Source organism: Nocardia sp. NBC_01377, assembly GCF_045040005.1.
Lineage (GTDB): Bacteria > Actinomycetota > Actinomycetes > Mycobacteriales > Mycobacteriaceae > Nocardia > Nocardia noduli.
Genome location: NZ_CP109566.1, coordinates 6,335,062 through 6,348,955, shown reverse-complemented (window position 1 = coordinate 6,348,955; position 13,894 = coordinate 6,335,062). Strand labels below are relative to the sequence as shown.

The window sequence follows — 13,894 nt, the reverse complement described above, 5'->3', positions numbered from 1 at the left end:
GCTCAGGCCGCGCCCGACTCGGGCATGACGGGGTGCGAAGCCGGGGCGATCCGCTCCCACGGAGCCGGTTCCGGGTAGTACTCGGCGAGGAACGCCGACACCGTGCGCACCCGTTCGGCCTCGCCGACTTCGGGGAAACTCCCGTCGTTGAGGCAGAAGAAGTCGACGTCACGTCGTTCGATCAGCTCGGGTAGTAGGCCGAGCCCCGCCCTGCTTGTGGTGTCGACGTAGCGCATCCTCGCCGATTCCTGCGGTACCGCGCGTCCGCTGAGCAGGGCGTAGTAGTGGTAGAGCGAGTTGGTGACCGAGATATCGGTGGCCGCGCGGAACCGGCTGGCCCTCGTACGCGCGAAATCCTCGGCGAATTCCGCTTCCATCTCCAGTAGGACGCTGCGACGCAACGGAACCGGGGTGTGCTCGAGATGGCGGGTGATCACATGCCCGAACCGCCGTGCGAGCAGTCCGCGATTCACCCGCGCCGCGTTCTCGAAACCGCTGCGGCGCTCGTTGTTCCGTCCCGGCCCGATGCGGGTGTCGGCCTCGATGAAACGGCTGATGCCGGCCGGGGTGAAGAACATGGACGGCCGCGTGGGGCGGGCGAAGAACATGTCGTCGTTGGAGTACAGGAAATGCTCGCTGAGCCCTTCGATGTGCTGGAGTTGGCATTCCACCGCGTGCGAGTTGAAGGTCGGCAACCCGCTCGTCTCGCTGAAATGGTCGACGGCGCGGATCACCGTCACCGCCGGATGGTCGGCAAGCCAGGCCGGAACGGCGGAATCGGTCGCGATGAAGATGTGCCGGATCCACGGCGCGTTCTTGTGCACCGAGCGCATCGCGTATTCGAGTTCGTCGATCTGACGGATCCTGGCGTCGGAGTCGTCGCCCTCGCCGACCACCACCTGTGCCAGCATGCCCGCACGGCGTGCGCGGAATTCGGGATCGGACCCGTCGACCCAGGAGAAGACGATGTCGATATCGAAGTCGACGTCGGTCGGATGCGGAGCGAACATATCGGTCAGGGTCGGCCAGGTCCGCTCGAACAGCGCGACATCGGCCATCGTCACGTCGGCGAGATCGAACACGGTGCGCGTCAGCGCGTTCGGACGCGGGCATTCGACGGTGTCGCCGTGGTAGTCCCAGAATTCGAGGTCGACGTGGTGGGCCGGGTCGGTGTCACGCCCCAGTCGCACGACATTGTCGAGGAGGTCGGCGCACGCGAATCCGGCGGACAGCGCCGCCGTCAGCACCCGCTGCGCCATCGTCCGATGCGCGGCGTCGACGGCGAGCACCAGTCGGTGTTCATTGTCACGTACCAGCAGGAACGGCACTTCCGCCGTCGCCAGTTCACCGCGCAGGTAGATCAGATCGGCGACCATCGCCTCGGAGGCGACCAGATTGCGCGTGGTCGATCGGGCGACCGTACCCACCGTCCGCGAGTGCGCTGCTCCCATATCCATCATTGTTTTCCCCATCCATCGGGTCGTTCCGTCGGAAAACGCCGAGGCACCGCGCCGGAGACGGGTGGCGGCCCCGGCCACGTGGGCGTGGGCCGAGGTCGCCTCGCACGGCGCGGTCGAATTCAGGGATGGGGCAGGATGCTGTAGGGCAGGAACGAATTCGCTGGCCGATACCAGGACGATCGGTTGACCATTCGTTCTCACCTCACTCTGGGACAGACGCGCACGGATTCGTACCGGACAGGCTGACGCGCAGGGCCGGAACAGCCGAGCGCGACGGAATCAGCGCGCAGGGCCGGACAATCATCGGCCGGCGGATTGAAGAACTCCTGATGAACAGGGAGTTGCTAGGAATGATGCATCGCATTCCGGCGTCCGTCAATCGGAATCGCCGACGTGGTTGCGAACAGTATCAGCCCCCCACTTCGCATCGACCTGAGGTCAGCCTCGCGGCGGGGAGATTGCCGCACGGACGCTGACGAGCTGTGGCGCCGTCCAGTTCGGCGAGCACGCGCGTCACGACGCCTCGACGGAGGTGCGCGCCAAGGATATGGCGCGCGACTGGGCGCGTTCGCTGCCCATCCCGGCGCATCTCCGCCTGATAACCACCTGAGATCGGTTCGGGCAAATTCGCCGGCGCCAGCGGTGGAGCGCCCCAGCGCCTTAGACTGGCTGTCAGCGCGACACAGCCCGTCGCGCGCATCGCGATCCACGAGGTGAACCCAGATGGCAGCCGGAGCGAGCTCGACGCAACAGGACCATTCGACAGATCATCCCGCCCTGGACGTGCTACCGGAATGGCCACGTAAAACCATCGCGGTGCTGGTCACCACGGATCCGGAGCCCCACGCGATTCCGGTGTCGTGGCCGGTCCGCGCGGGCGACCGGACCATACTGATCAGTCTCGAGTATGATCGCGGATCTCTGACGAGACTTCGGCAGCGGCCGCCGGTGGCACTGCTGATCCTGGGTGGCGGTAACGTCGCGCTCTGCGCACGCGGAACAGCTCAGGTAATTGCCGAGGAGATGCCCGACGCGCAAGATTACGTCGCGGTTCGCATCGATGTCGACGTGATCGATGATCACCGGCAGTCCGCTTTCGCCGTCGTCGACGGCATCCAGCGCAACGTCCTCGATGCGACCGAATTGCACGCACTCCAGGGCCGGGTGGAAACTTTGCAGGACTGGGCCCATCAATCACATTGATCCGCTGCCATACGGATCTGACATCAAAATAAAACGGCTGCAAGAACAATCGGAAACAGCGATGACAATCGCGGAGAAAGGCGGCGCGCGAGCGCCGAACGGAAGGGGATCATGAGCGTCACACTGGCCAAGGGCGGCAATGTTTCACTGTCGAAGCAGGCCCCGAACCTGACCAAGGTTACGGTGGGACTCGGCTGGGACACCCGCACGACCACCGGGGCGGACTACGACCTCGACGCGAGCGCGCTCGCCACGGGTTCGAGTCTGAAAGTGCTTTCCGATCAGCACTTCATCTTCTACAACAACCTCCGCTCGCCGGAAGGTACCATCGAACACACCGGTGACAACCTGACCGGTGAGGGCGAGGGAGACGACGAGTCGATCAATATCGATCTCGCCGCCACTCCGCCGACGATCACCAATATCTTCTTCCCGGTGTCCATCCACGACGCCGACGCGCGCGGTCAGTCCTTCGGCCAGATCCGCAACGCGTTCATCCGGGTCGTCGACTCGGTGACCGGGGCCGAACTCGCCCGCTACGACCTCACCGAGGACGCGTCGACGGAGACGGCGATGATCTTCGGCGAACTCTACCGGCACGGTCCCGAGTGGAAATTCCGTGCGATCGGTCAGGGATACGCGTCCGGATTGGCGGGCATCGCCCGCGATTACGGCGTCAATATCTGACGTACTCGATCGGGCAGGTCGCCTCGGTATTCGCCGAGACGACCTGCCCGTTCCTGTTATCCGGGGACGCGCCGCCTCACGCCCCCGCGCGGAACGGTGCGACCACCCGTTGGCCGTATCCGTTTTCCTTCGCCTCCTCCGCGCGTCGCCCGCGTTCGGGCAGGCGGATGTTGACGCGCTTGAGCCACCGATCGGTGCCGTCGTAGCGCGCGGTGAAGGGGACTCGGCCGTGGACGGCGACATCGTTGTCGACCAGCAGGAACTCACCCGGTTCGAGTGCCGCGGTGTGGCAGACCCGTTCCAATTCGGCGGTGAGATGGGCGTACGCGCGCCGGAATTCGGGATCCGCGTCGTCGAGCGGCGTGTAGGCGGGGTCGTAGCGCAACATCGAATCATCCGCGCCGTCAGGGGATTCGCACCATATCGTCGGCACCGGCGGGGCCGGATAGCGCTGGTGGCCGTCGCCGTAGGAGATATCGGGCAGGATCGGCAGCGTCGGGGTGCTCAGCAGGCGACGCTGGTCCGCGGTGAGTTCGACCTGCCGCACCGACGACAGGGTGGTGCCGACATCGTCCGGATTGCGCAGGCACGCCAGCATCAGCAGATTCGCCCGGTGCGGGTGGAACGCGTCCTCGCTGTGGGGACTGAGCAATATCGTGCTGCTCGCGCCGGACTGTTCGTACTCGTGCCCGGGCGTCGGCAGGATGTTGTTGACGAGCCTGCCGCCCTGCTGGCCCGCCCAGCCGAACGGTTCGCCGACCGCCCGCGCGATCAGCATCATGACGATGTCGAAGTGGAAGGAACGGGCGCGGCGTTCCCGATCGCCCGCCCAGGCGGCTGCCTCGCTCCATTCGGACGGGGTTGGGCCGAATTCCTCGTCGGTGACCGGCAATCGGCTGACGATCGTTGCCCCGGCATTGCTGGTCGGGGCGCGGAAGGCGGCACGAAGTGACGCGGGCAGTTCCGGGACCCCCGCGTCGATCCGGGCGATGAGCGCGGAATCGGTCAGGGTACGCGCCCAATCGGCGGGATCGCCCGGTGTCGCGTCCAGCGCGGTACAGATCCGATCCGCCAGCGCCCGGACGGCACGTCCGGCCTCTGCGGGCAGTTCGCGCCGCTCGATTTCGTGTGGGTGAAGCGTCTTACGTTCGGAGAGAACGCTTTTCACCAGGAGAAACCTTCCTTTGCATCGGCCGAACGAGGGGTGACGATCCGATCAGGAAGCGGGCGTTACTCGATGGCCGACACCGGGCGTGCACGAGGAAGCCGCTGGGTATAGCGATAACGCATCAGCGAGGGTACGCGAGAAAGACTCGGCCGGAGCAAATTCCCGGCACCCATCGGCGAGGCAGTGAACCGGGGAGCGGACGCCGTACGCTGACACCTCGGCATCGCGTCGAGGTCGGTCTCGCGACAGCTATATGCGAACTGCCGCAACACTTCCACGGCGCCGGTCGGATCGGAGAGCCGGGATCACCCACGTCGCCTGCCGCGATGCCCGACCTGACGAGATCGGCCTGTGGACAACCGGCGACACGCCACACGCCTGTGGACAACCGAAAGCGTGATTCGGCGTTCCCGACCTAATCTTGCGTGGTGGCCGAGGGTGCCGCACGAGGGGGGACGCGATGATCACGACCACACGGCACCGGCGGCGTGATTCGGCGGCGGCCCCTGCGCGCGATGCGCCCCGCGCTGCGAAGGAGTCCTCTCTCACGCCGCGCCGCCGTATCCGCTCGGATCTGGATGATGGAGTGGTGTTCGCGAAGACGATCGGCGTCGTAGCCGCCGCCCTGGTGGCCCTGGTGGTCGCCGGGTGCGGTGCGGGTCCCGCGCTGCCGCCGATTCCGGAAGGCATACCGCCCGGCCCCGGCGCGGTGCTGCCCCCGATCGACCTGGACGCTCCCGGCCGCAGCGCGTTGCAGTTGCGCGGATGGGCCTCCGAGCAGTCGAGCACCGGCATCTCCACCGTCGCACTGGAGGCATACGGCTACGCGGCAGCGGTGATGGCCCGCGCGAGACCGGAATGCGGTATCGGCTGGACCACCATCGCGGGCATCGCCAGCGTGGAGAGCAGGCACGGCACCCACGGCCGTTCCGACCTCGGCGACGACGGGAACGTGCGTCCGCCGATCATCGGCATCGCACTCGACGGCGCACCCGGTGTGGCGCTGATCCGCGATACCGACCGTGGCGTACTCGACGGCGACGGTGACCACGATCGCGCCATCGGCCCGCTGCAATTCATCCCGGAAACATGGAAGCGGTGGGGTGTCGACGCCAACGGCGACGGTGTCGCCGACCCGCAGAACATCGATGACGCCGCGTTGACCGCGGCCAGGTACCTGTGCGCGAGCGGCGGCGACCTCACCTCCGAACCGGGATGGCAGCAGGCGCTGCTCACCTACAACCGGTCCAACAGCTATCTGCTCACCGTCCGCGATCGCGCCGCCGCCTATAGCGTCGGCCGCCGAGTGTGATCCCGCGCGCACCGCGTTCCGGGGGCCGACTCGACCCGCCGTGCCGGGACCGCACCCGTCGCGTACTGCGATAGGCTCGGCACCGCACGGCCCATCCCGTGATATCCACCGTGCCAGCAGCGAAGGAGTGTCGTTTTCGTGGCCATCATCGAACAGGTCGGAGCTCGCGAGATCCTGGATTCTCGTGGCAACCCCACTGTCGAGGTCGAGATCGCCCTCGACGACGGCACGCTGACCCGGGCGGCGGTGCCGTCCGGCGCCTCCACCGGTGAACACGAAGCGGTCGAACTACGCGACGGCGGCGACCGTTACTTGGGCAAAGGCGTGCAGAAGGCCGTCGAGGGCGTCCTCGACGAGATCGCTCCCGCCGTCATCGGACTGGACGCGGTCGAGCAGCGCACCGTCGACCAGGTGCTGCTGGATCTGGACGGCACGCCCGACAAATCCCGGCTCGGTGCGAACGCCCTGCTCGGCGTCTCGCTGGCGGTAGCCCGCGCGGCCGCCGAATCCTCGGGCCTCGAGCTGTTCCGCTACCTGGGCGGCCCGAACGCGCACGTGCTCCCGGTGCCGATGATGAACATCCTCAACGGTGGCGCGCACGCCGATACCGGCGTCGACGTCCAGGAGTTCATGGTCGCCCCGATCGGAGCGCCCACGTTCAAGGAGTCGCTGCGCTGGGGCGCCGAGGTCTACCACTCGCTCAAGGCGGTGCTGAAGTCGAAGGGCCTGTCCACCGGGCTCGGCGACGAGGGCGGTTTCGCCCCCGATGTCGCGGGCACCAAGGAGGCGCTCGACCTGATCATCGTCGCCATCGGCAAGACCGGCCTCAAACTGGGCACCGATGTCACGCTGGCGCTCGATGTCGCGGCCACCGAGTTCTACACCGCGGGTAGCGGTTACAAATTCGAGGGCAGCGTCCGCTCGGCCGCCGAGATGGCGCAGTTCTACGCCGACCTGCTGACCTCCTACCCCCTGGTCTCCATCGAGGACCCGCTGTCGGAGGACGACTGGGACGGCTGGGTCGCGCTGACCGATCAGATCGGCGACAAGGTGCAGCTGGTCGGCGACGACCTGTTCGTCACCAATCCGGAGCGTCTCGAAGAAGGTATCGCCAAGGGTGCGGCCAACGCGCTGCTGGTGAAGGTCAACCAGATCGGCACGCTCACCGAAACCCTCGACGCGGTGGAACTCGCGCACCGCAACGGCTACAAGACGATGATGTCGCACCGGTCCGGCGAGACCGAGGACACCACCATCGCCGATCTGGCCGTCGCCGTCGGCAGCGGTCAGATCAAGACCGGCGCCCCCGCGCGCAGCGAGCGCGTCGCCAAGTACAACCAGTTGCTGCGCATCGAGGACGCGCTGGGCGATTCCGCCCGGTACGCCGGGGACGTCGCGTTCCCGCGGTTCGCGTTCGAAGGATGATCACCGCGATGCGCACGAGGGGTACGGCGGTATAGCCGAAGCTCTCGTGCGCATCGCAGCACAGGTACAGGGAGCGGTATGACCGAGCGGCGCGCGCGTGGAACCAGTCCGGCCGGACGCGGGGACCGCCGCACGTCACGCGTGGCCGGTTCGCGGCCGCGCGCGGGCACCGATACCGAAACCGCCGCCAGGCCCGCCGCGGCCAAACGCGCGGCGCGCCGACGCGCCGACGCCGACAAGAAGGCGTCCCCGCGCAAGATCGCCGCGCGCGGGGGCGCGGGTGGCGACAGGAACGAGCGCACGATTCTCGGCCTCTCCACCGGGAAGGCGGTCGTTCTCGCGGCCGTGGTGTGCGCGCTCGCGCTGACCCTGGCCGTGCCGATGCGAACCTATTTCGCCCAGCGCACCGAGGCGACCGAACTGGCGCAACAGCGACAGGAATTGGAAGCCGACCTCACCCGGTTGCGCGATCGGCGTGCCCAGCAGCAGGATCCGGCCTACATCCGGGCCGAGGCCCGCGACCGGTTGCGCCTGGTGATGCCGGGGGAGACGCCCTACATCGTGCAGGTACCCGGTATCGAGGCCCCGCCCCGACCCGCGGCACCCACCCCGTCGAAGGCTCCCGAACCCTGGTACACCGAACTGTGGGAGACCATCTCGCAGCCACAGCCCAGCGCGGCGCCCGCGCCGACGTCACCGGCCGGGCCGCCGCCCACAGACCCGTCAGCACCGGAAGGACCACGGTGACCGCACCGACAGACCGCGATCTCGAGATCATCGCCGCTCAACTCGGCCGTGAGCCGCGTGGAGTGCTCGCGGTGGCCTATCGGACGCCGGACGGTCTGCCCGCGGTGGTGAAGACCGCGCCGCGGTTGCCGGACGGCACGCCCTTCCCGACGCTGTACTACCTGACCGATCCGCGGCTGACCGCCGAGGCGAGCAGGCAGGAATCGGCGGGTGTGATGCGCGAGATGACCGAACGCCTCGGCGCCGACCCGGCTCTGGCCGCCGCCTACCGCGCCGCGCATGAGAGCTATCTGGCCGAGCGCGACGATATCGAGTCGCTCGGTACCGATTTCACCGGCGGCGGCATGCCGGATCGGGTGAAATGTCTGCACGTGCTGATCGCGCATTCGCTGGCCAAAGGCCACGGACTCAACCCTTTCGGGGACGAGGCGGTGGCGATCGCGGCCGACCACGGGTTGCGCGGTAAGGCGATCCCGGCCGATTGGCCGAAATACGAGCGGACGAAAGAGGACCGATGAACGCATCACCCACCGCGGCGAACCGGGTCGCCGCAGTCGACTGCGGCACCAACTCCATCCGATTGCTGATCGCCGATGTGCTGCCCGACGGCCGCCTCGCCGACGTGCACCGCGAAATGCGGATCGTCAGGCTCGGCCAGGGTGTCGACGCGACCGGATCCCTCGCACCGGAGGCGATCGAACGGACCAGGGTCGCGCTGGCCGATTACGCCGCGCTGATGCGGGACGCGGGTGTGGGTCGCGTGCGGATGGTCGCCACCTCGGCGACCCGCGACGCCGCCAACCGAGAGGATTTCTTCGGCATGGCCAGGGCCGAACTCGGCTCGGTCGTACCCGGCGCCGAGGCCGAGGTGATCACCGGTGACGAGGAGGCGCGACTGTCGTTCGCCGGTGCGGTCGGCGAATTGTCCAGCGAGGCCGGGCCTTTCGTTGTCGTCGATCTCGGCGGCGGTTCGACCGAATTGGTCTTCGGCGACAGCGACGGCGTCAAGGCCGCCTACTCCGCCGACATCGGATGCGTCCGCATCACCGAACGCTGCCTGCCCGGCAATCCGCCGACCGCCGAACAGGTCGCGGCGGCAAGGGAATTCGCCACCGAGCGGTTGACCGAAGCGTTCGAGCGGGTTCCGGTCGACGGCGCGCACACCTGGGTCGGGGTCGCGGGCACCATGACGACGATCGCCGCCGTCGCGCTCGATCTGCCCGAATACGATTCCGAGCGAGTACATCTCACCAGCCTGACGCTGGATCAGGTGCGCGACGTCTGTGATCGTCTGATCTCCATGGATCACGATCAGCGCGCCGCACTCGGCCCGATCCATCCGGGACGCGTCGACGTGATCGGCGGCGGCGGTGTGATCACCGAGGTGCTCGCGTACGAATTGTCGCGTCGCGCGGGCATTTCGGCCCTCGTGGTGAGTGAGCACGACATTCTCGACGGAATCGCGCTGTCCATCGCCTGATCCCGGGCTCGCCTCGACTGCTCGGGGCGCACATCCCGGTGTGGATTCGCCGTGACGGCCGCGCTACCGGCTCCGTTCGCTCTCGCGGTCGACGAGGTCCATGACCGCCGCGCGCAGATCGGCGCGCGGCCCGTTGTCGTACAACTCGACGAGCGCGATCTCGGCGACCATCGCGACCATCAGATGCGCCACCGCCGCGGGATCGGGCCAGCCGAGCCCGGCCAGATCGCCTTCGACCACGCCCGCGAAGTCGCGATTGCGCGTGGAGACCTCGTCGAGCAGGTCGGTGTCGGTGCGTGATTGCGCGAGAAAAGCCTTGGTGCCGCGTGTTTCCAGGCAGGCGTCCAGATAGGCGGTGATGCCCGCGCGGATGTGTTCGACGCCGGGCGGGATATCCCCGATGCGCGCGGTGATCAGTTCGGCGAGCGCGTCGTGGTACCGGCGGTGCAATGCGATCACATAGCTGCGCCGATCCGGGAAGTGGTGATAGAAGCTGCCTTTCGCCATGCCCGCCACCTCGACGACCGCATTGATCGACAGTCCACGCAGCCCGCGGTCCTGTGCGACCTGTTCGCCTGCGTTCAGGAGTGCGTTGCGGCCGGGCTCGGCTGGTCGTGGCATGAACTGATCCTCCCCGATTTCTTTGCGTGCGCGCATACCGAGGCTACGCTATGACCGACCGGTCGGTCATAGCGCTCGTGGTCATCGCGTTCGCGGGGTACCGGCCGCATCGACGAGATGAGGAGATTTCGATGTCACGCTGGCCGACACATGTCGCGGGAGTCTGCGCGGCCCTGGCCCTGGCCGTCGCGAGCGCGGTGCAGGTCGCCGCCGCCGACGACGCACCGGTCGCGCCGTCCTACAGCTACCTGGGCGGACTCGCCGCGCAGGCCACCGGCCCCGGCGCCGCGCCGCCCGGTGCGAACGACTGGTCGTGTCGTCCCGGTGCCGCCCACCCGAATCCGGTGGTGCTGCTGCACGGTCTGAGCAACGACACCATCACCTGGAATTCGCTGTCCCCGGTACTGGCCGCCGCCGGATACTGCGTGTTCACCACGACATACGGCACGGGCCCGCTGGGCCCGATCGGATCGATCACCCCGGTGGAGGAGAGCGCCGCGCAGATCGGCGCGTTCATCGATCGAGTCCTGGCGACGACCGGTGCGGCGCGGGTCGATCTGGTCGGCCATTCGATGGGCGGCGCCGTCCCCTTCTACAACCTCAACTATCTGGGCGCGGCCTCGAAGATCGACGACTACATCGCCATGGGCGCCCCGCTGCACGGCACCACCCTCAGCGGTATCCAGTCGATGTTCGCCGGATTACTCGAACAGCCCGCGATCGACGAACTGCTGACCAGCAAATGCGGACCGTGCCAGGTCTCCTACGGCGCTCCGTTCCTGCGCGTGCTCAACCCCGATCCCTCGATCGCCCCCGATATCCGGTTCACCACGATCGTCAGTCGCTACGACGAGATCGCCACCCCGTTCACCACCGGTCAGCTCGAAGGGCCGAATGTGCGCAACATCGTGCTCCAGGATCTCTGCGCCACCGACTACACCGAACACTACGAACTGACCGCGGACCCGGTCGCCGTGCGCGCGGTGCTGAACGCGCTCGACCCGGCACATGCCGAACCGGCCTCGTGCACGGTGGTATTTCCCTTCATCGGCCCGGTCGGACGCTGATCCGATCGGTGACAGCGCCGCGCCGCACGATAGTTGCTGAGCAGTTGCTAGATGTGTCACTGTCTCGACCATGTCCCACGACGTGGTGTCGGATCGGCCGATAGCCGGTCGAACCCTGTTCGGTCATCCGACCGGTCTGGCGAATCTCTTCGGCGTCGAACGCTGGGAACGTTTCTCGTTCTACGGAATGGTCAGCATCCTCGGGTACTACCTCTACTACTCGGTGACAGACGGCGGCCTCGGGCTCTCGCAGAGCACCGGGGTCGGCATCGTCGGCGCCTACGGCGGTGTCGTCGTCATGGCGGGCCATGTCGCGTTGGCCGCGCTGCCGGGGCTGGCCGGAGTCGCCGAGCACACCGCGCAAATTCGCCCTCGGCGTCATCGGGATGGGCGTGGCATTCCTGCTGTTCGTTCCGCTGGCCGGTTTCGACGGGAAAACGGTGCCGGTGCTGCTCGTGGTCGCGGTCATGGCGCTTTTCGCCGTCTCGGAACTGTTGCTCTCGCCCATCGGCCTGGCCGTCACCACCCAGCTCGCCCCGGTGGCGTTCCGCGCCCAGATGATGGCGCTGTACTTCTTCTCGGTCGGCATCGGCGCCTCGATGGCGGGCACCCTCGCCCGTTTCTCCGCCCCGGAGAACGAGGTCGCGTATTTCGGAATCACCGGATCGGTGGCGATTGCCGTCGGCGCGATTGTTGCCGTGCTCGCGCCCTGGGTAAGTCGATATATGGCGGGCGTCCACTGAATCGACATCTCCGGTAGTCGCCCGATCTCGGCAGACCACAGCATGAAGGAGTAGACCGTGACGATCTCGCGCCGTTCCGGCCGGGGCGGAATGTTCCGCACCAAATCGGTGGAACAGTCCATCCGCGACACCGACGAACCCGATTCGAAACTCCGAAAAGACCTGACCGCCTGGGATCTGACCGTCTTCGGCGTCGCGGTGGTCGTCGGCGCGGGCATCTTCACGCTGACCGCGCGCACCGCGGGCGATGTGGCCGGTCCTTCGGTCTCGCTGGCCTTCGTCTTCGCCGCGGTCGCCTGCGGATTGACCGCCCTGTGCTACGCGGAATTCGCCTCGACGGTGCCGGTGGCGGGCAGTGCCTACACCTACTCCTACGCCACCTTCGGTGAGCTGGTCGCCTGGATCATCGGCTGGGATCTGATCCTCGAATTCGCGCTCGCGGCCTCGGTGGTCGCCAAGGGCTGGTCGCAGTATCTCGGCGAGTTGATGGGGCGCAGTGCGGCAGTCGTCGAACTCGGTCCGATCACCTTCGATTGGGGCGCGGTGCTGCTGATCACCGTCCTCGGCGTACTGCTCGCGGTCGGTACCAAGATCTCCTCGCGTGTCTCGGCCATCGCCGTCGCCATCAAACTGGCCGTCATCGCCCTCGTGCTCGTGGTCGGCATCGGCTACTTCGACAAGTCGAATCTGAGCCCCTACATACCGCCGTCACAGTCCGGCGCCGCCGACGAGGGCATCCACCAGTCGCTGTTCTCCTATCTGACCGGTGCGGGTAACAGCACTTTCGGCTGGTACGGCCTGCTCGCCGCCGCGAGCCTGGTGTTCTTCGCGTTCATCGGTTTCGACGTGGTCGCGACCGCCGCCGAGGAAACGCGGAACCCGCAGCGCAGCGTGCCGCGCGGCATCCTCGGCTCGCTGATCATCGTGACCGTGCTGTATGTCGCGGTCTCCCTGGTGCTCACCGGCATGGTTCCCTACACCGAACTGTCCGGCGGTGACGCCACCCTGGCGACCGCCTTCGCGCTCAACGGCGCGGACTGGGCGAAGAACGTCATCTCCGTCGGCGCGCTCGCCGGTCTCACCACCGTCGTCATGGTGATGTACCTCGGGCAGACCCGCGTCCTGTTCGCCATGTCCCGCGACGGCCTGCTGCCGCGCCGACTCGCGCACACCGGCCAGAACGGAACCCCCGTGCGGCTCACCGTCATCGTCGGCGTCTGCTGCGCCCTGCTCGCCGGTTTCGTCGACTTCGGCACGCTGGAGGAGATGGTCAATATCGGCACCCTGTTCGCCTTCGTCCTCGTCGCGGTCGGTGTGCTGATCCTGCGCCGCACCCGCCCCGACCTGCCCCGCGGATTCCGCGTCCCCCTCGTACCGGTCATCCCCGTCCTCGGCGTCCTGGCCTGCCTGTGGCTGATGCTGAACCTGTCGGTGGAGACCTGGCTGCGCTTCCTGGTGTGGATGCTGATCGGTTTCGTGGTGTATTTCGCCTACGGTCGACGGCATTCGGTGCTCGGCCGCGCGTCGACGGTGGAGAAGCCTTCCGACCAGCGCGCGTAGCCCCGGCTGCCTCCGCTGTGATCCATCCCCCACCCGCCCACCCCCGCTGAGCGGCCGCCCTCGCAAATCACGTTGTCCACCTTGACCTCTGGCAATTCCGTGGAATACCGGCGATTGACATGATCCGCCCATTCGACCCACCAGGGTATGTCGGGATTCCGGTACAGGCGTACGAGTCGGTAGGCTGACCCGCACGCCCCTATAGCCCAATTGGCAGAGGCAGCGGACTTAAAATCCGCCAAGTGTCGGTTCGAGTCCGACTGGGGGCACTACGAAACCGCAGGTAAATCGGTATTCCGGTCATCGTCCCTGTGGTCGGCAGCTACCTCGGTCCGCAGTGAGTCCGCGGCAGTCGGAGTGCCCCGGTACATCGCCTCCGCCAGGGGTTCGGATCGTCATCGGACAAATATCCGTTCGCCTA

12 protein-coding genes, 1 tRNA gene and 1 pseudogene are annotated in these 13,894 nt (G+C 67.2%); 11 read left to right on the top strand and 3 right to left on the bottom strand.

All coding sequences use genetic code 11. The features are described from left to right. Nucleotides 1-2: 2 nt before the first annotated feature. Nucleotides 3-1,457, bottom strand: coding sequence for a stealth family protein (locus OG225_RS29420; RefSeq protein WP_405183406.1), 1,455 nt, complete (start codon nt 1,455-1,457; stop codon nt 3-5). Between the two features lie 951 nt (nt 1,458-2,408). Between OG225_RS29420 and OG225_RS29415 the strand changes: the two genes are divergently transcribed. Both OG225_RS29415 and OG225_RS29410 read left to right on the top strand, forming a co-directional pair. Further along, nucleotides 2,409-2,663: a hypothetical protein gene (locus OG225_RS29415; RefSeq protein ID WP_405178207.1), complete on the top strand. Its 255-nt coding sequence runs from the start codon at nt 2,409-2,411 to the stop codon at nt 2,661-2,663. A 111-nt stretch (nt 2,664-2,774) separates the two neighbouring features. Then, the gene (locus OG225_RS29410; RefSeq protein WP_109527847.1) at nt 2,775-3,350 is read left to right on the top strand and encodes a TerD family protein; all 576 of its coding nucleotides are present in this window, start codon (nt 2,775-2,777) and stop codon (nt 3,348-3,350) included. A gap of 76 nt (nt 3,351-3,426) precedes the next feature. Here OG225_RS29410 and OG225_RS29405 read toward each other — a convergent pair whose 3' ends face one another. Further along, nucleotides 3,427-4,518 (bottom strand): TauD/TfdA family dioxygenase, encoded by a 1,092-nt coding sequence (locus tag OG225_RS29405; protein ID WP_405178206.1) that lies wholly within the window; start codon nt 4,516-4,518, stop codon nt 3,427-3,429. Nucleotides 4,519-5,107: 589 nt separating this feature from the next. On the opposite strand from OG225_RS29405, the gene OG225_RS29400 reads away from it, so the two are divergent. The 5 genes from OG225_RS29400 (at nt 5,108) to OG225_RS29380 (ending at nt 9,482) form a co-directional block, all read left to right on the top strand. Further along, complete coding sequence (locus OG225_RS29400) at nt 5,108-5,830, top strand: lytic transglycosylase domain-containing protein (protein WP_405178205.1); 723 nt, start codon at nt 5,108-5,110, stop codon at nt 5,828-5,830. A 138-nt stretch (nt 5,831-5,968) separates the two neighbouring features. Further along, nucleotides 5,969-7,255 carry a phosphopyruvate hydratase gene (gene eno, locus OG225_RS29395; RefSeq protein WP_109527849.1) on the top strand — a complete coding sequence of 429 codons (1,287 nt, stop codon included), beginning with the start codon at nt 5,969-5,971 and terminating at the stop codon, nt 7,253-7,255. Between the two features lie 78 nt (nt 7,256-7,333). Further along, complete coding sequence (locus tag OG225_RS29390; protein WP_405178204.1) at nt 7,334-8,002, top strand: septum formation initiator family protein; 669 nt, start codon at nt 7,334-7,336, stop codon at nt 8,000-8,002. Further along, on the top strand, nt 7,999-8,520 hold the full coding sequence (locus OG225_RS29385; protein WP_109527851.1) for a DUF501 domain-containing protein: 522 nt from the start codon (nt 7,999-8,001) through the stop codon (nt 8,518-8,520). The genes OG225_RS29390 and OG225_RS29385 overlap by 4 nt, the downstream gene beginning before the upstream one ends. Next, nucleotides 8,517-9,482: an exopolyphosphatase gene (locus tag OG225_RS29380; RefSeq protein WP_405178203.1), complete on the top strand. Its 966-nt coding sequence runs from the start codon at nt 8,517-8,519 to the stop codon at nt 9,480-9,482. Before OG225_RS29385 ends, OG225_RS29380 begins: the two co-directional genes overlap by 4 nt. Nucleotides 9,483-9,545: 63 nt before the next feature. On the opposite strand, the gene OG225_RS29375 is transcribed toward OG225_RS29380, so the two are convergent. Beyond that, entirely contained in the window at nt 9,546-10,103 is a 558-nt protein-coding gene (locus OG225_RS29375; RefSeq protein ID WP_405178202.1) for a TetR/AcrR family transcriptional regulator, read from the bottom strand. 131 nt (nt 10,104-10,234) lie between these two features. On the opposite strand from OG225_RS29375, the gene OG225_RS29370 reads away from it, so the two are divergent. From OG225_RS29370 to OG225_RS29355, 4 genes and pseudogenes are all read left to right on the top strand, one after another. After that, nucleotides 10,235-11,170 (top strand): esterase/lipase family protein, encoded by a 936-nt coding sequence (locus OG225_RS29370; protein ID WP_405178201.1) that lies wholly within the window; start codon nt 10,235-10,237, stop codon nt 11,168-11,170. A gap of 70 nt (nt 11,171-11,240) precedes the next feature. Next, nucleotides 11,241-11,913 (top strand): annotated as a pseudogene (locus OG225_RS29365) (hypothetical protein). 90 nt (nt 11,914-12,003) lie between these two features. Continuing rightward, on the top strand, nt 12,004-13,473 hold the full coding sequence (locus tag OG225_RS29360) for an amino acid permease (protein ID WP_405183405.1): 1,470 nt from the start codon (nt 12,004-12,006) through the stop codon (nt 13,471-13,473). Between the two features lie 195 nt (nt 13,474-13,668). Continuing rightward, nucleotides 13,669-13,742 (top strand) — tRNA-Leu (locus OG225_RS29355). Nucleotides 13,743-13,894 lie beyond the last annotated feature (152 nt).